This is a genomic window from Sanguibacter inulinus, from assembly GCF_013415325.1.
Classification (GTDB): domain Bacteria; phylum Actinomycetota; class Actinomycetes; order Actinomycetales; family Cellulomonadaceae; genus Sanguibacter; species Sanguibacter inulinus.
The window spans coordinates 57,386-76,196 of sequence record NZ_JACBYE010000009.1; the positions used below are offsets into that span (position 1 = coordinate 57,386).

Consider the following 18,811-nt stretch of genomic DNA (forward strand, 5'->3'; position numbering starts at 1 on the left):
GCGGCCGGTGTCGTACGTCACGGATACTGTGGACGGATGGTCAACTATCGATACCTCGGCAACTCCGGTCTGAAGATCTCGGAGATCACCTACGGCAACTGGCTCACCCACGGCTCACAGGTCGAGAACGACGCGGCGACAGCCTGCGTCCGTGCGGCGCTCGACGCCGGCATCTCGACCTTCGACACCGCAGACGTCTATGCGAACACGAAGGCCGAGCAGGTCCTCGGCGACGCGCTCAAGGGCGAGCGTCGCGAGTCGCTCGAGATCTTCACGAAGGTCTACTGGCCCACAGGCCCCGGCGGCCCCAACGACACGGGGCTCTCGCGCAAGCACATCATGGAGTCAATCAACGGCTCGCTCACCCGCCTCGGGACCGACTACGTCGACCTGTACCAGGCGCACCGCTTCGACACCGAGACCCCCCTCGAGGAGACGATGCAGGCCTTCGCCGACATCGTCCGTCAGGGCAAGGCCCTGTACATCGGCGTCAGCGAGTGGACCGCCGACCAGATCCGCGCGGGCCACGCCCTGTCGAAGGAGCTCGGCTTCCAGCTGATCTCCTCCCAGCCCCAGTACTCGATGCTGTGGCGTGTCATCGAGGACGAGGTCGTGCCGACGTCGGCCGAGCTCGGCATCTCGCAGATCGTCTGGTCCCCCGTGGCCCAGGGTGTTCTGACCGGCAAGTACGCGCCTGGAGCCGAGCTCCCCGCAGGCTCGCGCGCCACGGACGAGAAGGGCGGCGCGAACATGATCAAGCGCTTCCTGGACGACGACGTGCTGCGCCGTGTGCAGGAGCTCAAGCCCGTCGCCGACGAGCTCGACCTGTCCCTCGCCCAGCTCGCCGTCGCGTGGGTGCTGCAGAACAAGAACGTCGCCGCAGCCCTCATCGGGGCCTCGCGTCCCGAGCAGGTCGCGGAGAACGTCAAGGCCTCCGGGGTCGTCATCCCCGACGAGCTGCTGACGAAGATCGACACGATCCTCGGGGACGTCGTCGAGCGCGACGCCAGCAAGACCGCTGAGACCGCCCCGAAGGGTCGCGTCGCCTGACGCAGCCCTCCAGAGCACGAGAAGGCCCGGCCGGGCGGTGAGAGGTCACCGCCCGACCGGGCCTTCTGCTGTCGTGGGGTCGAGCCTCAGACCTCGCTCGACAACCTCACCGCAGGAGCAGCAGGCCGGCCCTCGTTGAGCAGCACCGCGGCGGCGATGCCAGAGCCCGCGAGCTCGCGCCAGCCCTGACCGAGCCACTGCTCGGCGTCGAACTGGTTGGTGAACACGGGGCTGATGGGCGCGTCGGCCGGCTGACCGTCGGCGCCCTGGAAGGTCCAGGTCCACTGGGGTGTCGTCATCGGACGAGCTCCTTGTTGATCCGGCGGGCCCAGAACGGACCCTCGTAGATGAAGGCCGTGTACCCCTGCGTGAGGTTCGCGCCGGCGTCGAGATACGCCTGCGCGTCGGAGGGTGTCGTGATGCCCCCCACCCCGATGATCACCGGTCGCGAGCCGAGACGCTCGCGCAGACGCGCGACCACCTCGAGACCACGGGCCAGCAGTGGCCGCCCGGAGAGACCACCCTCGCCGAGGTCGTGCGAGATCGTCGTGTTGACCGCGACGACCCCGTCGAGCCCGAGCTCGAGGGCGAGGTCCGCCACGGCGTCGACGTCGTCGTCGGCCAGGTCGGGCGCGATCTTGACGAGCAACGGGATCCGAGGCCGCCCTGCAGCAGCCGTCGCGGTGTCGGCCGCCTCACGGACCGCGACGAGGATCGGGCGCAGCGCGTCGACCGACTGGAGGTCGCGCAGTCCCGGCGTGTTCGGCGAGGACACGTTCACGACCAGGTAGTCGGCCCACGGCGCGAGCAGGCTCGCGCTCGTCGCGTAGTCGCCCGCAGCCTCGGCCGCGGGCGTCACCTTCGTCTTGCCGATGTTGGCCCCGACGAAGATCGCGCGGCCCGCACGGGTCGAGCGCAGCTTCTCGAGCCTTGCCGCGGCCGCCGCCGCACCCTCGTTGTTGAAGCCCATCCGGTTGCGCACGCCGCCGAGGTCGATCTCCCGCCACAGCCGCGGACGCTCGTTGCCGGGCTGCGCATGAGCGGTCACAGTCCCGATCTCGACAAATCCGAAGCCGAGCATCGTCAGACCCTGCACAGCCTCGGCGTTCTTGTCGAAGCCCCCGGCGACACCGAAGGGCGCCGGGACACGACGTCCGAAGACCTCGACCCCCGGCCCCTGGAGGAACGGTGCGAGAGCGCCCTGGACCACGCTCGAGAGCACGGGGGTCCGGCCGACGAGCGAGATCGCCCGGAAGGCCAGGTGGTGCGCCTGCTCGGGGTCCATGCGGCGGAAGACCGTGCGGAAGACGAAGGGGTAGATCATGACGTGCGGTGCTCCTCAGGTGGCGGTGCAGGACTCAGGCAGCGGGGGGTGCAGAGGTGTGCGGGGCAGGGCGCGTTCGCCACAGCCAGAAGAGGCCGACGAGCGGCAGGACCAGGGGCACGTAGCCGTAGCCCTGACCAAAACCGGACCAGACCGTCGCGTCGGGGAAGTCTCCGGCGTCGACGATCGTGAGGATGCCGACGGTGAGCACGCCGAGGAGCTCGACCGACACCGTGACCCAGGCGACGGTGCGCCAGCGGCCGGTGCCCTTCGCGAGGGCGACCGTCGCGACGACGTAGACGATGCCGGCGAGCAGCGAGAGCGAGTACGCGACAGGCGCCTCGGAGCCCTGCGCCACGAGCTGGTAGGCACCGCGGACCGTCGCGGCGAGCGCCAGGATCCCGTAGACGGCGACGAGCAGCCGCCCGAAACCTGAGCTGGTGCGGGGGGCCGAGCCGCTGGGGGCGTCCGTCCGGTCGAGGTCCACGTTCTTCTCTCTTCTCGTGCGGTCGTGTCGAGCGTTCTCGGGCCGTTCTCGGGTCGTGCGGGTGATGCTCGGCGGGCGGTGCGAGACGCGCCCTGCGTGCTGAGGTGTGCCGCGCGTCAGCGCTCCCAGATCTGGACGAGCCTGTACTCCAGGAAGATCACGGTGACGGCAGCCAGCACCATGACGACCGAGCTCCAGCGGCTGCGCTCGGCGAAGGCCCAGGCGGCCGCGAAGGGCAGGATCAGCAGGACCGTGACGAGATAGCCCCACAGCTCGCCGACGTCGGAGTGGCCGTCACCGGTGACCAGCAGCACCGCGGCGGCGATCGTCTGCAGGAGCAGCAGCCCCTCGACCACGGCCGCACCCCAGAGCTGCTTGAGGATCACCGCGCGGTCGCGCAGCACGAACCACGCGGCCCACAGACCGAGGGCCGACGAGGCGGCGACGACGAGGACGGTGAGGGGCGTGAGCACAGGTCGAGATTACCGCTCGCACGACCCGGTCGGGGTGCACGCCACCGGGCGATACGATCGACCGGTGACCGATCTCACCTTCACCTCCTCAGCCCCTAGCTCTCTCACCTCTCATGCGCTCGTCATCGGCGTGGGCCAGACACCGACAGGCCCCGTGCTCGCCCCGAGCGACGCGCTGCCGAAGGCCGTGGCCGCGACGCTCGACCTCGAGCTCCTCGGTGTCACCGGTGCCGTGGACAGCGTGACCCGCGTCCCCTCCGCCAAGGGTGTCTCCGCCAAGGTCATCGTCCTCACCGGCCTCGGCGCCGTCGCCGACCTCACCCCGGAGAGCCTGCGCCGTTCGGCAGGTGCCGCCGTGCGCAGCCTCGGTGGTGTGCCGTCCGCAGCCCTCGCGCTCCCCGTCGTGTCCGAGGCCGATGCAGCAGCCGTCGCCGAGGGCGCCCTCCTCGGTGCCTACGCCTTCCGCACCTACCGCACAGGTGAGGCAGCGACCGCCGGGACGCCCGTCGCCTCGGTCGAGGTCGTCACCGAGCACGCCAAGAAGCCGTCGCTCAAGAAGGCCGGCGAGCGGGCCTCGGTCATCGCGCAGTCGGTCCACGCGACCCGCGACCTCGTCAACAGCGCCCCGAACGACCTGTTCCCGGCGGCCTTCGCCGACATCGCGAAGTCCGCGGCCAAGGGCAGCGGCGTCAAGGTGACGGTCCTCGACGAGAAGGCCCTCACCGCTGGTGGCTACGGCGGTCTGCTCGGCGTCGGCCTCGGCTCGACCCGCGGACCGCGCCTGGTCAAGGTCGCGTACACCCCGAGCCGCCCGGCCGCGAAGATCGCGCTCGTCGGCAAGGGCATCACCTTCGACTCGGGCGGCATCTCGATCAAGCCCGCCAAGGGCATGGAGGCGATGAAGTCCGACATGGCCGGCGCCGCCGCGGTGCTGCACACGGTCCTCGCCGCTGCTCGCCTCGGCCTGCCTGTCGCCGTGACCGGGTGGCTCTGCCTCGCCGAGAACATGCCCTCGGGCACGGCCCAGCGCCCCTCCGACGTCATCACGATCCGTGGCGGCAAGACCGTCGAGGTCCTCAACACCGACGCCGAGGGCCGCCTGGTCCTGGCCGACGGCCTCGTCGCGGCCGGCGAGGAGAACCCCGACGTCGTCCTGGACATCGCGACCCTCACCGGTGCGCAGATGGTCGCCCTCGGTGCACGCGTCAGCGCAGTCATGGGCTCGGAGGACGTCCGCACGCAGGTCGTCGACGCCGCCGGTGCGACCGGCGAGCAGTTCTGGCCGATGCCGCTCCCGCGCGAGCTCCGCAAGAGCATGGACTCGCCGGTCGCGGACATCGCGAACATCGGTGACCGCTTCGGCGGGATGCTCGTCGCCGGGCTCTTCCTCGAAGAGTTCACCGGCGGGCGCCCGTGGGCCCACCTCGACATCGCCGGACCGTCCTTCAACGAGGGCTCTGCGCACGGCTACACCCCTGTGGGTGGCACCGGCGTCGGTGTCCGCACCATGCTCGGCTTCCTCGAGGCCTACGCGGCCGCGAAGTAGCCCAGCACCACTCGCGAGACGCCGACGGGCGCGGACCACGACACGACGTCGTGGTCCGCGCCCGTCGGCGCGTCAAGAGGTGTGGCGCGCCACGAGGTGCGCAGCGTCAGCAGCCTGCCGGGGTCAGCCCGGGCTCAGAGCGCAAGAAGCCGTCACCATCGCCCTGCTCAGCGGCGCTTGTGCGCGCTGTTCCAGTCCCGCATGCGCTGCGGGTACCCGGTGAAGTTCACGTCGTAGACGGGGATGCCGATCTCCGCGGCGATCTTGCGGGCCGCGACGGCGTCCGGGACGCGGCGGCGCGTCCACTCCCCCGACGACGCGATGAGCAAGATGGTGGTCGGCTGGTCGACAGTCGGCGGCTCGATGTAGGACTCGACGCCCACCCGCGAGCGGGTGAACTGCTCGAGGTGCTCCATCGTCTCGCGGCGCCGGTCGCTGGACCGCAGAGGCGCCGGTGCCTCGGCAGACGTGGCGGAGGTGGGACGGCGGCGGCCGAAGATCCGTGACAGTCGCGACATGGACGCAGAATACATGCGCCCACCCGTGAGAATCCTGGATACGCAGGGCCGCTGGCAGACCTCACCCAGGACCAAAGTCGTGGGATGTCTCCATTCTCACACCACCAACTGGGCCTTTGGGCCCCTCCAGCGGTTGGGGCACACGTCCCGTGATGACAAGATGGAGCGGTAACGAACCCATTGCGCCTAAGGAGTTGCACGTGGCCGAGACCCCCGGCACCGATTTCGACATCGTCGTCCTGGGCGGAGGCAGCGGAGGCTACGCCACCGCACTGCGCGCCGCTCAGCTCGGCCAGAAAGTCGCCCTGATCGAGGCTGACAAGCTCGGGGGCACCTGCCTCCACTACGGCTGCGTCCCCACCAAGGCGCTCCTCCACGCTGCAGAGCTCGCGGACAACGCCCGCGACGGTGCGCACTTCGGTGTGCAGACCGAGCTCAAGGGCATCGACATGGACGGCGTCAACAAGTACAAGGACGGCGTCATCTCCGGCCTGTACAAGGGCCTCCAGGGACTCATCAAGTCCCGCAAGATCACCGTCATCGAGGGCTACGGCAAGCTCGTCGGCAAGGATGCAGTCGAGGTCGACGGCACCCGCTACACAGGCCGCAACGTCGTCATCGCGACGGGCTCCTACTCGCGCTCGCTCCCGGGCCTCGAGATCGGCGGTCGCGTGATGACCTCCGAGCAGGCGCTCAAGCTCGACACCGTCCCCAAGTCCGTGATCGTCCTCGGTGGAGGTGTCATCGGCTCGGAGTTCGCGAGCGTGTGGCGCTCCTTCGGTGCCGACGTCACGATCATCGAGGGTCTGCCGCACCTGGTCCCCGCTGAGGACGAGGCGCTGAGCAAGGCTCTCGAGCGTGCCTTCCGCAAGCGTGGCATCGCCTTCAACCTCGGCGACCGCTTCAAGACCGTCGAGCAGGACGACTCGGGCGTGCACGTCACCCTCGAGTCCGGCAAGACCTTCGACGCCGAGATCATGCTCGTCGCCGTCGGCCGCGGCCCCCGCACCGCCGACCTCGGCTACGAGCAGCAGGGCATCACCCTCGACCGCGGCTTCGTCATCACCGACGAGAAGCTGCACACGGGTGTCGGCAACATCTGGGCCGTCGGAGACATCGTCCCCGGCCTCCAGCTCGCGCACCGCGGCTTCGCGCAGGGCATCTTCGTCGCCGAGCAGATCCTCGGCCTCAACCCCGCGCCGATCGTCGAGTCGGGCATCCCCCGCGTCACGTACTCGGACCCCGAGATCGCGTCTGTCGGTCTGACCGAGGCGAAGGCCAAGGAGAGCCTCGGCGCCGACAACGTCGAGACCCTCGAGTACAACCTCGCCGGCAACGGCAAGAGCAAGATCCTCGACACCCAGGGCTTCATCAAGCTCGTGCGCCAGAAGGACGGCCCCGTCGTGGGCGTCCACATGATCGGTGCACGCGTCGGTGAGCTCATCGGCGAGGGTCAGCTCATCGTCAACTGGGAGGCGTACCCCGAAGACGTCGCCTCGCTCGTCCACGCACACCCCACTCAGAACGAAGCGCTCGGAGAGGCATTCCTGGCTCTGGCCGGCAAGCCCCTGCACGCCCACAACTGACCAAGCGATCGAAGGAGACCGGAGAGGTCATGTCTGACACCGTGCAGATGCCCGCACTGGGCGAATCAGTCACCGAAGGCACCGTCACCCGTTGGCTCAAGGCCGTCGGCGAGACCGTGGAGCTCGACGAGCCCTTGCTCGAGGTCTCGACCGACAAGGTCGACACCGAGATCCCGTCGCCGTTCGCCGGCGTGCTCGAGAAGATCCTGGTCGAGGAGGACGAGACCGTCGAGGTCGGCGCCGCCCTCGCCGAGATCGGCTCGGGCGAGGGAGCCGGCAGCAGCGACGACGCGAAGAGCGCCGACGAGGCTCCCGCCCCCCAGGCTCCGGCCGAGGTCACCGACGAGGCTCCGGCCTCGGGTGGCGGCTACGAGACCCCCGCACCGTCGGAGGAGGCCGCACCGACCGAGTCGACGACGGCCGAGTCCGCACCCTCGGGTGACGGTGAGGAGATCAAGCTCCCCGCGCTCGGAGAGTCCGTCACCGAGGGCACCGTGACCCGCTGGCTCAAGTCGGTCGGCGACAGCGTCGAGGTCGACGAGCCCCTGCTCGAGGTCTCGACCGACAAGGTCGACACCGAGGTCCCGTCGCCCGTCGCCGGGACGCTCCAGCAGATCCTCGTCCAGGAGGACGAGACCGTCGAGGTCGGCACAGTCCTCGCGGTCATCGGCTCCGGCGCGGCTGCTGAGTCGGCTCCCGCCGAGAAGGCTCCGGCTGCTGAGGCACCGAAGGCCGAGGCTCCCAAGGCTGAAGCCCCGAAGGCTGAAGCACCCAAGGCCGAGGCCCCGAAGGCAGAGGCCCCCAAGGCCGAGGCTCCGAAGACGGACGCACCGTCCGCCGCCGGTGGCTCGTACCTCACGCCTCTCGTGCGCAAGCTCGCGTCCGAGAAGGGCGTCGACATCGCCACGGTCACCGGGACCGGTGTCGGTGGGCGGATCCGCAAGGAAGACGTCCTCGAGGCTGCTGCCAAGGCCGAAGAGGCTGCCAAGGCTGCCGCTGCTCCGGCTCCCGCCGCAGCCGCGCCGTCCGAGGCTCCGGCCGCGGCACGCAAGGCGTCGGTCCCCGAGGTCTCGCCGCTGCGCGGCACGACCGAGAAGGCCAGCCGCCTGCGCAAGATCATCGCCGAGCGCATGGTCGAGGCCCTGCACTCGCAGGCGCAGCTCACCACGGTCGTCGAGGTCGACGTGACCCGCGTCGCGCGTCTTCGTGCCAAGGCGAAGGACGGTTTCAAGGCTCGCGAGAACGCGAACCTCACCTTCCTGCCGTTCTTCGCGCTGGCTGCCGTCGAGGCCCTCAAGGCCTTCCCGAAGATCAACGGCGTCCTCGAGGGCGACCAGATCACGTATCACGCGTCGGAGAACGTCGGTATCGCCGTCGACACCCCGCGTGGCCTGCTGGTCCCGGTCATCCGCGACGCCGGTGACCTCAACCTCGGCGGCATCGCCCGCAAGATCGGTGACCTCGCCACGCGCACGCGTGACAACAAGGTCGGACCGGACGAGCTCAGCGGCGCCACCTTCACGATCACCAACACCGGTTCGGGTGGGGCGCTCATCGACACCCCGATCGTCCCCGGCGGCACGTCGGCGATCCTCGGCACCGGCACGATCGTCAAGCGTCCCGCAGTGATCACCGACGCCGACGGCGCCGAGGTCATCGCGATCCGCTCGATCTGCTACCTCTCGCTCTCCTACGACCACCGTCTGGTGGACGGCGCCGACGCGTCGCGCTACCTCATGGCCGTCAAGAAGCGCATCGAAGAGGGTGCCTTCGAGTCCGAGGTCGGTCTCTGACCACGCTCTGACGGGTGCCCTCACCGGCACCCGACCGCACCACACGACGACCCCGCAGCCCACGGCTGCGGGGTCGTCGTGCGTCCCGGCCCGGCTGCGTCCTGCGCACCGGCCCGGCTGCGTCGTGCATCTCTGCCCGGGACCACAGCCGCGTCGGCCACCTCCAGCGCGCCCCGACGTCTCCGGCTGCCTACGATGACCAGATGGACACCACCCGCAAGACCGTCGTCGTCGCAGGCTCGAGCGGATTTGTGGGGTCGGCGCTCGTCCCGCGCCTCAGGCGCCGCGGGTACGACGTCCGCACGCTCGTCCGCCGCCCTGTGAAGGCCCCCGGCGAGATCACCTGGGATCCCGGCGCCGGGCAGCTCCCGTCAGAGGCCCTGGACGGCGCACGGGCTGTTGTGAACCTCGCCGGGGTGGGCGTCGGCGACCACCGCTGGACCGACGCCTACCGCGAGCAGATCCTTCGGTCGCGTGTCGACTCCACGACCCTGCTCTCCGAGCGGCTCGCCGCGGCCGTCTCCGCCGACCGTGCCCCCACGGAGGCCGTGCTCGTGCAGGCCTCGGCCATCGGCGCCTACGGCGACCAGGGCGACACGGTGCTCACGGAGTCGAGCCCCCTCGGGGAGGGGTTCCTCGCCGACGTGGTCCGGGCGTGGGAGGCCGCGGCCGAGCCCGCCCGTGCGGCAGGGCTGCGGGTCGCGCGCCTGCGCACCGGGATCGTCCTCGCCCCGAGCGGAGGGGCGCTCGGACGGCTGCTCCCCCTGGTCAAGGCGGGGGTCGCGGGTCCGATGGGCAGCGGCGACCAGTTCTGGAGCTGGATCTCCCTCGAAGACGAGATCCGCGCGATCTTGCACATCATGGAGTCCGACCTCGAAGGGCCCGTCAACCTCACGGCGCCGGCTCCCTCACGCAACGCCGACCTCACCCGCGCCCTCGGTGACGCCTTCGGCAGGCCCACCAAGATCAAGGTCCCGGCCTTCGCGCTGAAGATCGCCCTCGGTGAGTTCTCGAGCGAGCTCCTCGGGTCGCAGCGCGTGCACCCCGAGGTGCTAGAGCAGGCTGGCTTCGAGTTCACGCACCCGACGATCCACGCCGCGGCCCGTTGGGTGGCCGAGGGCCGACCGGCCCAGACCAGCCCGACCGTCTGAACGACCACGGCACCGCCCGACGAGTCGTCGGGCGGTGCCGTGGTCGGTGGTGCCCCACCTGGGACACGGGGTGCCCGTCGGCGCGACGCGCTGCCGCGCAGCCCCGGCGAAGCCGATGTGCCGCGAGTCAGCCGAGGCTGATCCGCGCCCCTGTGGCCGCGCTCTCGCGGGCTGCGTCGAGCACCCGGGCCGTCGCCACGGTCTCCTCGGGGTCGACAGGCACAGGCCCACCGTCGAGGACCCACGCGGCGACCGCAGGGTAGAAGTCTTCGTGCCCGCCCGGTGCCTGCTGGACCGGTGTCCGCTCCCGGCCGTGGGAGAGCCAGCCCTGGGACCCTTCGGGCGCGTCGGCGTCCATCTCCTCGAAGGGAGAGGCGTCGTTCTCGAAGGTCGTCACGACGTACGCCCCCTCCGAGCCGAGCACCCGGGTCCGTGGACCAGGTGCCCCGACGACAGAGCCGCCCCAGAGGTGGCTGACGACCTGCTGGCCCTCGTCCCCCGCTGCGTGACGCAGCGACAGGAAGACGTCGTCCTCGGTCGGGGTCGTGTGGTTCGCGAGCTCGGCGTACACGGACTCGACGGGCCCGAAGAGCTGGACCGCCGAGTCGACGAGGTGCGTCCCGAGGTCGAGGAGCAGTCCGCCTCCGCGGGTGTCCTGCTCCTTCCAGCGCTGCTGGGGCACCGGGCGCCACCGCTCCCAGCGCCGCTCGAAGCGGTAGACCGACCCGAGGCTCCCCGCGGCCAGCACGGCCTGCAGGGTGAGCTGCTCGGGATCCCACCGGCGGTTCTGGAACACGGTGAGCGGGGTCCCGGTCTCCCGGGCCGTCCGCGCGACCCGCTCTGCGCCGGGCCCGTCGAGGGCGATCGGCTTGTCGAGGAGGAGCGGGACGCCGGCCTCGAGGACCTGGACCGCCTGGTCCTCGTGGAGCGGGGTCGGGCTGGCGAGCACGACGAGGTCGTACCTCGAGGTGTCCGACAGCAGGGAGTCGAGGTCGTCCACGACCTCGACTCCCTGCCAGTCGCTGCGCGCGGTCTCGGCACGCTCCGGTGAGCGGGTCACCACGACGGCGACGTCGTACCCCGCCTGCTCCACGAGCCGTGCGTGGATGCCACGCCCCGCTCCCCCGTACCCGACCAGCCCGACGCGCAGTGTGCTCATGCGTCCACGGTAGCTCCGTCCGAGCCGCCGGGTGCCGCCGGGTCTTCGGCAGCGTGCTTGCCCTGGCGCTCCCGGTCGCGCTCGGTCTTGCCGAGCCTCGAGGGCCACCACACGGCTCCGCCGATGTCGTGGACGAGCGCAGGCACGAGGAGCGAGCGCACGACGATCGTGTCGAGCAGCACCCCGAAGGCGACCACGAAGGCGATCTGCGCGAGGAAGATCAGCGGGATGATGCCGAGCGCCGCGAAGGTGGCCGCGAGGACCACACCTGCGGACGTGATGACCGACCCGGTGACCGTGAGCCCCCGGACCACACCGTCACGGGTGCCGTGGTGGATGGTCTCCTCCCGGACGCGTGTCATGAGGAAGATCGTGTAGTCCACACCGAGCGCCACGAGGAAGCAGAAGGCGTACAGCGGGACCGTCGGGTCTGCGCCGGGGAAACCGAAGACGTGCTGGAACACGAGCGCGGAGACTCCGAGCGCGGCACCGAAGGAGAGCACGTTCGCGGCCATGAGCAGGACCGCGGCGAGGATCGACCGCAGCAGCATCATGAGGATGACGAGGATCACCAGCAGCACGACCGGCACGATGACCTGGAGGTCCCGGGTCCCGGCGTCCTGCGTGTCGAGGCGCTGTGCCGCGGCACCACCGACGAGAGCGTCGGAGGAGACGTCGTGGACGGCTGTCCGCAGGTCCGCGACGGTCGCGACGGCGCCCTGGGTGTCGGCGGCATCGGTCGTGACGACGTCGATACGGACCATTCCGTCGACGACGAGCGGAGGTTCGTCGCTGGTCGCACCAGGCATCCCCTGGCCGCTCGAGGCAGTCACGGCAGACGCGCTGGTCACGCCGTCCACGCCCTCGGCTGCGGCGATGACCGCGTCGACGTCGGCCTCCGGGGCGATGACGATGGCCGGCTGGATGTTGCCGCCGTCGAAGTGCTGGGCGAGCACCTCTTCGCCGTCGACCGAGTCGACCTGCGTGAGGAACACGTCGGACTCGCTCGTCCCGCTCGCGTCGAGCGTCGGGACGAAGGCCGCGCAGGCGGCGAGCACGAGAGCCGTGATGACCCAGACTCGGCGGTCGTGACGGGCGACGAAGCGCGCCACACGAGCCCAGAAGCCCTTGGTGGTGTCGATCGTGCCGACAGCGCCCGGAGCAGCCTGGGCCTCGTCGACGAAGGACGGGCGACGCGGCCAGAACACAGCGCGGGACCGCTTGCCGCCGACGAGCAGCAGCGCGGGCAAGAAGGTCATCGCACCGAGGAAGGCGGCGACGATGCCGATCGCTGCGACAGGCCCGAGCGACCTGTTCGACGCGAGGTCCGAGAGCAGGAGGCAGAGCAGACCGGCGATGACCGTGCCGGCGCTCGCCAGGATCGGCTCGACCGAGGCGCGCAGCGACTTCCGCAGCGCGTCCGCCGGGTGACGGGTGTGCCGGAGCTCCTCGCGGTAGCGGGCCACGATGAACAGGGAGTAGTCGACCGAGGCACCGACCACGAGGATCGACAAGATCCCCTGGGACTGCCCGTTGAGCACGAGCGTCCCGTTGTCGGCGAGCTGGTAGACCACCAGACCCGCGAGGCAGAGCGAGAAGACGGCTGTGAAGATGACGACGAAGGGCAGGATCGGCGACCTGTAGACGAAGGCCAAGATGATGAGGACCGCGACGAGGGCGACGAGCAGCAGGACTGTGTCGATGCCGCCGAAGGCCACGACGAGGTCCGCCACGAAGCCCGCGGGACCGGTGACCCACAGGTTGAGGTCGGCGCCCGCGAGGTCGGCCGCGATCGCGTCGCGGATGGCACCCACGACTGTCGGGGTGAGGCTCTCACCGTCGGCGAGCAGCGACTCGGCCGCGTCGGCGTCGATGGCCAGGGTGATCAGCGCAGCCTCGCCGTCTTCGGACGGCACGACGACTGTCGGTGCTGTGAGCACGTCCCCGACGGTGCGGGGGTCGTCTCCCGAGGCACCAGGGATCTCGATCGCGGCGATCGAGTCGGAGAACGAGGTGATGGCGGCGAGCTGGTCTGCGGTGAGGGCACCCCCCTGCGAGGAGGTGGCGACGACGAGGGCGGGCAGCGACTGCGACTCGACGAAGTCGGCCGCGAGCTTGTCGACCTGGGTCGACTCGGCGCTCGACGGGAGGGACGCACCGGCGTCGTTGGTCTGGACAGAGCTCAGCTTGCCCTGGGCCTGTCCGCCCAGCGCTCCGATACCGAGCCAGATGGCGATGACTGCGACAATGATGAGACCGCGGACGACACCCGAGCGACGCGGTGCGCCCCCGGCCTGGCCCTGGCTCTGCGCACTGGGGGATTTACTCAGCATGCTGAGTATCATCGAGGACACGACAGTCGGATGCAAGTGGAGAGGAGCGTGGGCATGCCAGACGACCCGTCGACGTGGGCCACAGGCCGGCTCCTCTCGCACGTCGCGCGCGGGCTCGAGCGCCAGTGGAACAACCACCTGGACGGCTGGGGGCTCAACCACGCGAGCCTGCCCGTGCTTCTTCACCTGCTGCGCGGAGGCCACTCGCAGCGCGAGATCGCGGCGCTCTCGAACGTGACCGAGCAGACAATGAGCCGCACCGTCGCCCGCCTCGAGCGCCTCGGGTACGTCACGCGCACCCCCGACCCGACCGACGCACGTCGACAGGTGGTGCTCCTCACCGATGCCGGCCGCGCCGTCGCCGCCGAGGCCGCCCGGCCCGAGCAGGGTGAGGCCATCGCCGGTACCGGCCTGACACCCGAGCAGATGACGACGCTCCGCGAGATCCTCGTCGACATGGTGCGCGCACAGGCCCCCGAGGCCGAGGTCGACCCGCGCTAGCCTGAGGCGATGGAATTCCGGCAGGTCGACCTCGGGACCAGGCTCGTCAGCTTCGAGGAGGCGTGGAGGCTGCAGCGCGACCTGCACGCGGAGGTCGCCGCCGGAACCCGGCCGGGCACCGTGCTGCTGGTCGAGCACGCCTCCGTCTACACAGCCGGCCGCCGGACCCGGCAGGCTGAGCGACCGACCGACGGGCTCCGGGTCGTCGACGTGGACCGCGGTGGCAAGATCACCTGGCACGGCCCGGGTCAGCTCGTCGCGTACCCGGTCGTGCCGCTCCCTGCCCCGGTCGACGTGGTCGCCTACGTCCGGCTGCTCGAGGACGCCGTCGTGGCGGTGTGCCGCGACCTCGGTCTCGAGACGGTCCGCGTCGAGGGCCGGTCAGGGGTCTGGTGCGCCCCGACCGCCGACCTCCCCGCCCGCAAGGTCTGCGCGATCGGAGTCCGGGTAGCACGGGACGTGACGATGCACGGCCTCGCACTCAACTGCGACGCCGACCTCGCCCCGTACGCGGCGATCGTGCCGTGCGGCATCACCGACGCGGGGGTGACGACGCTCAGCCTCGAGCTGGGCCGGACCGTGACCGTGACAGAGGTCGCGCCGCTGCTCGAGGCGCACCTGCGTGAGCACCTGCGTGAGCACCTCGGAGCCGCAAGCGCCTGACCGATCTGTCGCCGGACGAGGTGGCATCAAACGTCTCGGTCGATTGTTGTACGCTGACCAGAAACTATCTCTGGGGGACAGCACGTGACCATCGCACCCGAGGGGCGCCGCATGCTCCGTGTCGAGGCACGCAACTCCGCGACGCCGATCGAGAAGAAGCCCGACTGGATCAAGACCCGCGCCACCATGGGGCCCGAGTACACAGAGCTCAAGGGGCTCGTGAGATCCGGGGGTCTCCACACAGTCTGCGAGGAGGCCGGCTGCCCGAACATCTTCGAGTGCTGGGAAGACCGCGAGGCGACCTTCCTCATCGGCGGGGACCAGTGCACGCGGCGCTGCGACTTCTGCCAGATCGACACCGGGAAGCCGGCCGACCTGGACACCGACGAGCCGCGCCGGGTGGCCGAGTCGGTCCGGACCATGAGCCTGCGGTACTCGACGGTCACAGGCGTGGCCCGTGACGATCTCCCGGACGGGGGCGCGTGGCTCTACGCCGAGACGGTCCGCCAGATCCACGCGCTCAACCCCGGGACCGGCGTCGAGCTGCTCATCCCCGACTTCAACGCCGTGCCCGAGCTCCTCGACGCCGTCAACGACTCCAGGCCAGAGGTCCTCGCCCACAACGTCGAGACCGTCCCGCGCATCTTCCGGCAGATCCGGCCCGGGTTCCGCTACGAGCGGTCCCTGTCCGTGATCACCCGGGCCCGCGAGGCAGGGCTGGTCACCAAGTCGAACCTCATCCTCGGCATGGGCGAGACGACCGACGAGGCCCGGGACGCCCTGCAGGACCTCTCCGACGCCGGGTGCGACCTCGTGACGATCACCCAGTACCTGCGTCCGTCCGTCCGCCACCACCCGGTCGACCGCTGGGTGCGGCCCGAAGAGTTCGTCGAGCTCTCCGAGGCCGCCGACAGCATGGGCTTCTCCGGCGTCATGGCCGGTCCGCTCGTCAGGTCCTCGTACAGGGCCGGTCGCCTGTGGGGGCAGGCCATGCGCAGGCGCGGACTCGCGGTGCCCGAGACGCTCGCCCACCTCACCGAGCCGACGACATCACGGCAGGAGGCGTCGAGCCTGCTCGCCCGCTGACGACCCGCTCTCCGGAGCACCATCGCGCCCCGCTAGACTGAGGACCATGGCCCGCAAGAACAAGGACGCAACCGCCACAGGCGTTGCCACAGACGCCCAGAGCGCCCCCAAGCAGAAGAAGCCGAAGAAGGTCCGCTGGTATCACCAGGTCTTCCAGGCCTACAAGATGACCTATGCGCGGGACCGCAAGGTGCCGTGGATCATGCTCGCGGTCTTCGTCGGCATCGTCGCCGTCGCCGTCGCGATCGGTCTCTGGTGGGGTCAGCCGATCTACATGGCGATCATCGGCATCCCCTTCGGGCTGCTCGGCGCGATGTTCGTGCTCGCCCGCCGCGCCGAGAGGTCGCAGTACGCGGAGATCGAAGGACAGCCCGGTGCCTCGCGCGCCGCGCTCGGCACGATCCGCCGCGGCTGGACCTTCGACGAAGAGCCCGCCGCCGTTGACCCGAAGACCAAGGACCTGCTGTTCCGCGGCCTCGGACGTCCCGGGATCGTCCTCGTGACCGAGGGCCCCTCGAACCGCGTGAAGAAGCTCATCGACGCCGAGCAGCGCAAGCTCGGCCGCATCCTCTCGGGCGTGCCGGTCACTGTCGTCCAGTGCGGCAACGGCGAGGGCCAGGTCCCGCTGCCGAAGCTCGCGCGCCACGTGCAGAAGCTCAAGCCGAAGCTCACCAAGGCCGAGGTCGGCGAGGTCGGCAAGCGCCTCACCGCGCTCGGCAAGATCCGGATGCCGATCCCCAAGGGCGTCGACCCGAACCGCGCCCGCCCCGACCGCAAGGGCCAGCGCTGACCGCACCGCACACCAGGCCAGCCCCAGAGCGACGCCCACCCCAGCAGGGGTGGGCGTCGCTCTGTCGTTCCCGGGTGGTGCTCTGGCGTCGCGGTGACCACAGGATCAGCGGCGGACGATGACCGTGCGGGCGGCCTTGTCGTGGAGACCACGACCGTCGCCGTCCCAGATGACCGCGGGGATCACGAGGCAGAGCAGGACTCCGCGGATCGCGCCGCGGAGCAGACCGACGGTCTGGACCTGGGGCACCTCGGGGCGGACGACCAGACCGAGCGCACGGTGCCCGATCGTGAAGCCGAGGCTCGAGACGAGCAGGATGTTTTCGACGGCGAAGACCGCGAGGGTGGCCATCGAGTGGTAGTCGAAGAGGGCCAGGCTGATGAGGCTCGCGACCACCCAGTCGATCACGAGCGCGGCGAGCCGCCGACCGACAGGTGCGAGAGACCCCGGACCTGAGCGGGGCAGCCCGAGCCGCCCGCCGCGTCCGTCGTCGCCCTGCGGGGTGCCTTCGAGCCAAGAGCCGATGTCGTCACGTGATGCCACACCTCGAGGATACGTGGCGGGGCCCGCCGGCGAGCCCGTGAGGGCCATCCAGCACGTGACCAGACGCTGCTCACCCTGCGAGCATGCGGACCTCCGGGGTCCGCTGGGCGGACACACGGACGTGACACAGGGCACAGGTTCGTAACATGCTTGAAACAGAGGGAACACGGTGGGGAAACCCGCCGCCCCTAGGTTGGACATGCCCGTCACGCCAGGGCGACATCGAACAAGGAGTAGCGGATGTTCAAGAACGCCGAGGAGGCAATCGCCTTCACCCAGAACGAGGGCGTCGAGTTCGTCGACGTGCGGTTCTGCGACCTGCCAGGTGTGATGCAGCACTTCAACATCCCGATCTCGCAGTTCGCCGAGTCGGCCTTCACGGACGGCATGATGTTCGACGGGTCCTCGATCCGCGGCTTCCAGGCGATCCACGAGTCGGACATGAAGCTCATCCCCGATGTCACCACCGCGTACGTCGACCCCTTCCGCAAGCGCAAGACGCTCATCGTCAACTTCTCGATCGTCGACCCCTTCACCGACGAGGCGTACTCCCGCGACCCGCGCAACGTCGCATTCAAGGCCGAGGCGTACCTCAAGAGCACCGGCATCGCCGACACCGCGTTCTTCGCGCCGGAGGCCGAGTTCTACATCTTCGACGACGTCCGCTTCAAGACCGCCGCGAACGAGTCCTACTTCCACATCGACTCCAAGGAAGCAGCCTGGAACACGGGCCGCGAGGAGGAGGGTGGCAACCTCGGCTACAAGACCCGGTACAAGGGTGGCTACTTCCCCGTCTCCCCCAACGACCAGATGGCCGACCTGCGCGACGAGATGTGCGCAGTCCTCGGTGAGGTCGGCCTCGACGTCGAGCGCGCGCACCACGAGGTGGGCACCGCCGGCCAGCAGGAGATCAACTACCGCTTCTCGACCCTGACCGCGGCTGCTGACGACCTGATGAAGTTCAAGTACGTCATCAAGAACGTCGCCTGGGACGCCGGCAAGTCCGCGACCTTCATGCCGAAGCCGATCTTCGGCGACAACGGCTCGGGCATGCACTCCCACCAGTCGCTGTGGAAGGACGGCGTGCCGCTGTTCTTCGACGAGAAGGGCTACGGCGGGCTCTCCGACATGGCTCGCTGGTACATCGGTGGTCTGCTCAAGCACGCCCCCGCGCTGCTCGCCTTCACCAACCCGTCGGTGAACTCCTACCACCGTCTGGTCCCCGGCTACGAGGCCCCGGTCAACCTGGTGTACTCGGCTCGTAACCGCTCTGCCTGCATCCGCATCCCGGTGACCGGCAACTCGCCGAAGGCCAAGCGCATCGAGTTCCGCGTCCCCGACCCGTCGGCGAACCCATACCTCGCCTTCGCAGCCCAGCTGCTCGCCGGCATCGACGGCATCAAGAACCGCATCGAGCCGCCGGAGCCCGTCGACAAGGACCTCTACGAGCTCCCGCCCGAGGAGCACGCGGCGATCCAGCAGGTGCCCGCGTCGCTCGGCGAGGCCCTCGACGCCCTCGAGGCCGACCACGACTTCCTGACCGTCGGCGACGTCTTCACGCCCGACCTCATCTCGACGTGGATCGACTACAAGCGCACCCACGAGATCGACCCGATCCGCCTGCGCCCGCACCCGCACGAGTTCGAGCTCTACTACGACCTCTGACGGTCGCCGGGCCTGCGAGAGCAGGTCCGTGAGCTGAACGCACGCAGCACCCCGTCCGCCCTCGAGGCGGGCGGGGTGCTGTCGTCTGCGACACAGGTCCTGAGTTCGGCGGACCAGACCCGACCCTGAGAGACTGGCAACCA

The 18,811-nt window shown here is 70.0% G+C and carries 18 protein-coding genes; 10 read left to right on the top strand and 8 right to left on the bottom strand.

Annotated features, from left to right (window positions below; all coding sequences use genetic code 11):
• Positions 1-36: 36 nt before the first annotated feature.
• Entirely contained in the window at positions 37-1,050 is a 1,014-nt protein-coding gene (locus HZZ10_RS05750) for an aldo/keto reductase family protein (protein WP_056132072.1), read from the top strand.
• 86 nt (positions 1,051-1,136) lie between these two features.
• Here HZZ10_RS05750 and HZZ10_RS05755 read toward each other — a convergent pair whose 3' ends face one another.
• The 4 genes from HZZ10_RS05755 to HZZ10_RS05770 form a co-directional block, all read right to left on the bottom strand.
• Positions 1,137-1,349, bottom strand: a complete 213-nt coding sequence (locus HZZ10_RS05755; RefSeq protein ID WP_179912772.1) for a hypothetical protein — start codon at positions 1,347-1,349, stop codon at positions 1,137-1,139.
• Complete coding sequence (locus HZZ10_RS05760; protein ID WP_179912773.1) at positions 1,346-2,374, bottom strand: quinone-dependent dihydroorotate dehydrogenase; 1,029 nt, start codon at positions 2,372-2,374, stop codon at positions 1,346-1,348. The genes HZZ10_RS05755 and HZZ10_RS05760 overlap by 4 nt, the downstream gene beginning before the upstream one ends.
• A 34-nt stretch (positions 2,375-2,408) precedes the next feature.
• Positions 2,409-2,861, bottom strand: coding sequence for a hypothetical protein (locus tag HZZ10_RS05765; protein ID WP_179912774.1), 453 nt, complete (start codon positions 2,859-2,861; stop codon positions 2,409-2,411).
• Between the two features lie 116 nt (positions 2,862-2,977).
• The gene (locus tag HZZ10_RS05770) at positions 2,978-3,334 is read right to left on the bottom strand and encodes a hypothetical protein (RefSeq protein WP_056132059.1); all 357 of its coding nucleotides are present in this window, start codon (positions 3,332-3,334) and stop codon (positions 2,978-2,980) included.
• A gap of 64 nt (positions 3,335-3,398) precedes the next feature.
• Here HZZ10_RS05770 and HZZ10_RS05775 point away from each other — a divergent pair, with 64 nt between their 5' ends.
• Positions 3,399-4,880, top strand: coding sequence for a leucyl aminopeptidase (locus tag HZZ10_RS05775; RefSeq protein ID WP_179912775.1), 1,482 nt, complete (start codon positions 3,399-3,401; stop codon positions 4,878-4,880).
• A gap of 167 nt (positions 4,881-5,047) precedes the next feature.
• Here the strand turns inward: HZZ10_RS05775 and HZZ10_RS05780 are convergent, their stop codons facing one another.
• On the bottom strand, positions 5,048-5,398 hold the full coding sequence (locus tag HZZ10_RS05780) for an oxidoreductase (RefSeq protein WP_179912776.1): 351 nt from the start codon (positions 5,396-5,398) through the stop codon (positions 5,048-5,050).
• A gap of 200 nt (positions 5,399-5,598) precedes the next feature.
• On the opposite strand from HZZ10_RS05780, the gene lpdA reads away from it, so the two are divergent.
• The 3 genes from lpdA to HZZ10_RS05795 all read left to right on the top strand — a co-directional run bounded on the left by lpdA (position 5,599) and on the right by HZZ10_RS05795 (position 9,928).
• Positions 5,599-6,984, top strand: a complete 1,386-nt coding sequence (gene lpdA / locus HZZ10_RS05785) for a dihydrolipoyl dehydrogenase (protein WP_179912777.1) — start codon at positions 5,599-5,601, stop codon at positions 6,982-6,984.
• A 29-nt stretch (positions 6,985-7,013) separates the two neighbouring features.
• Positions 7,014-8,777, top strand: coding sequence for a 2-oxoglutarate dehydrogenase, E2 component, dihydrolipoamide succinyltransferase (sucB, locus tag HZZ10_RS05790; protein ID WP_056132047.1), 1,764 nt, complete (start codon positions 7,014-7,016; stop codon positions 8,775-8,777).
• Between the two features lie 203 nt (positions 8,778-8,980).
• Positions 8,981-9,928 carry a TIGR01777 family oxidoreductase gene (locus HZZ10_RS05795; RefSeq protein WP_179912778.1) on the top strand — a complete coding sequence of 316 codons (948 nt, stop codon included), beginning with the start codon at positions 8,981-8,983 and terminating at the stop codon, positions 9,926-9,928.
• A gap of 127 nt (positions 9,929-10,055) precedes the next feature.
• Here the strand turns inward: HZZ10_RS05795 and HZZ10_RS05800 are convergent, their stop codons facing one another.
• Positions 10,056-11,087, bottom strand: a complete 1,032-nt coding sequence (locus HZZ10_RS05800) for a Gfo/Idh/MocA family protein (RefSeq protein WP_179912779.1) — start codon at positions 11,085-11,087, stop codon at positions 10,056-10,058.
• Positions 11,084-13,432 carry an MMPL family transporter gene (locus HZZ10_RS05805; protein ID WP_306525943.1) on the bottom strand — a complete coding sequence of 783 codons (2,349 nt, stop codon included), beginning with the start codon at positions 13,430-13,432 and terminating at the stop codon, positions 11,084-11,086. The genes HZZ10_RS05800 and HZZ10_RS05805 overlap by 4 nt, the downstream gene beginning before the upstream one ends.
• A 42-nt stretch (positions 13,433-13,474) precedes the next feature.
• Between HZZ10_RS05805 and HZZ10_RS05810 the strand changes: the two genes are divergently transcribed.
• From HZZ10_RS05810 to HZZ10_RS05825, 4 genes are all read left to right on the top strand, one after another.
• Positions 13,475-13,921 (top strand): MarR family winged helix-turn-helix transcriptional regulator, encoded by a 447-nt coding sequence (locus tag HZZ10_RS05810; RefSeq protein WP_228087152.1) that lies wholly within the window; start codon positions 13,475-13,477, stop codon positions 13,919-13,921.
• A gap of 9 nt (positions 13,922-13,930) precedes the next feature.
• Positions 13,931-14,584: a lipoyl(octanoyl) transferase LipB gene (gene lipB / locus HZZ10_RS05815; protein WP_179912781.1), complete on the top strand. Its 654-nt coding sequence runs from the start codon at positions 13,931-13,933 to the stop codon at positions 14,582-14,584.
• Between the two features lie 84 nt (positions 14,585-14,668).
• Positions 14,669-15,670 (top strand): lipoyl synthase, encoded by a 1,002-nt coding sequence (gene lipA, locus HZZ10_RS05820; protein ID WP_179912782.1) that lies wholly within the window; start codon positions 14,669-14,671, stop codon positions 15,668-15,670.
• Between the two features lie 46 nt (positions 15,671-15,716).
• Entirely contained in the window at positions 15,717-16,460 is a 744-nt protein-coding gene (locus tag HZZ10_RS05825) for a DUF4191 domain-containing protein (protein ID WP_179912783.1), read from the top strand.
• A gap of 105 nt (positions 16,461-16,565) precedes the next feature.
• On the opposite strand, the gene HZZ10_RS05830 is transcribed toward HZZ10_RS05825, so the two are convergent.
• The gene (locus tag HZZ10_RS05830; protein WP_179912784.1) at positions 16,566-17,003 is read right to left on the bottom strand and encodes an RDD family protein; all 438 of its coding nucleotides are present in this window, start codon (positions 17,001-17,003) and stop codon (positions 16,566-16,568) included.
• Between the two features lie 240 nt (positions 17,004-17,243).
• On the opposite strand from HZZ10_RS05830, the gene glnA reads away from it, so the two are divergent.
• A complete protein-coding gene (gene glnA, locus HZZ10_RS05835) occupies positions 17,244-18,668 on the top strand; it encodes a type I glutamate--ammonia ligase (RefSeq protein ID WP_179912785.1) in 1,425 nt (474 codons plus the stop codon).
• The last annotated feature ends 143 nt before the right edge of the window (positions 18,669-18,811 follow it).

Bases quoted from the DNA above. Each gene is read 5' to 3' on its own strand.
- HZZ10_RS05750 (WP_056132072.1), top strand. From the start codon at position 37: ATGGTCAACTATCGATACCTCGGCAACTCCGGTCTGAAGATCTCGGAG.
- HZZ10_RS05755 (WP_179912772.1), bottom strand. From the start codon at position 1,349: ATGACGACACCCCAGTGGACCTGGACCTTCCAGGGCGCCGACGGTCAG.
- HZZ10_RS05760 (WP_179912773.1), bottom strand. From the start codon at position 2,374: ATGATCTACCCCTTCGTCTTCCGCACGGTCTTCCGCCGCATGGACCCC.
- HZZ10_RS05780 (WP_179912776.1), bottom strand. From the start codon at position 5,398: ATGTCGCGACTGTCACGGATCTTCGGCCGCCGCCGTCCCACCTCCGCC.
- sucB (WP_056132047.1), top strand. From the start codon at position 7,014: ATGTCTGACACCGTGCAGATGCCCGCACTGGGCGAATCAGTCACCGAA.
- HZZ10_RS05795 (WP_179912778.1), top strand. From the start codon at position 8,981: ATGGACACCACCCGCAAGACCGTCGTCGTCGCAGGCTCGAGCGGATTT.
- HZZ10_RS05800 (WP_179912779.1), bottom strand. From the start codon at position 11,087: ATGAGCACACTGCGCGTCGGGCTGGTCGGGTACGGGGGAGCGGGGCGT.
- HZZ10_RS05805 (WP_306525943.1), bottom strand. From the start codon at position 13,432: ATGATACTCAGCATGCTGAGTAAATCCCCCAGTGCGCAGAGCCAGGGC.
- HZZ10_RS05810 (WP_228087152.1), top strand. From the start codon at position 13,475: ATGCCAGACGACCCGTCGACGTGGGCCACAGGCCGGCTCCTCTCGCAC.
- lipB (WP_179912781.1), top strand. From the start codon at position 13,931: ATGGAATTCCGGCAGGTCGACCTCGGGACCAGGCTCGTCAGCTTCGAG.
- HZZ10_RS05825 (WP_179912783.1), top strand. From the start codon at position 15,717: ATGGCCCGCAAGAACAAGGACGCAACCGCCACAGGCGTTGCCACAGAC.
- glnA (WP_179912785.1), top strand. From the start codon at position 17,244: ATGTTCAAGAACGCCGAGGAGGCAATCGCCTTCACCCAGAACGAGGGC.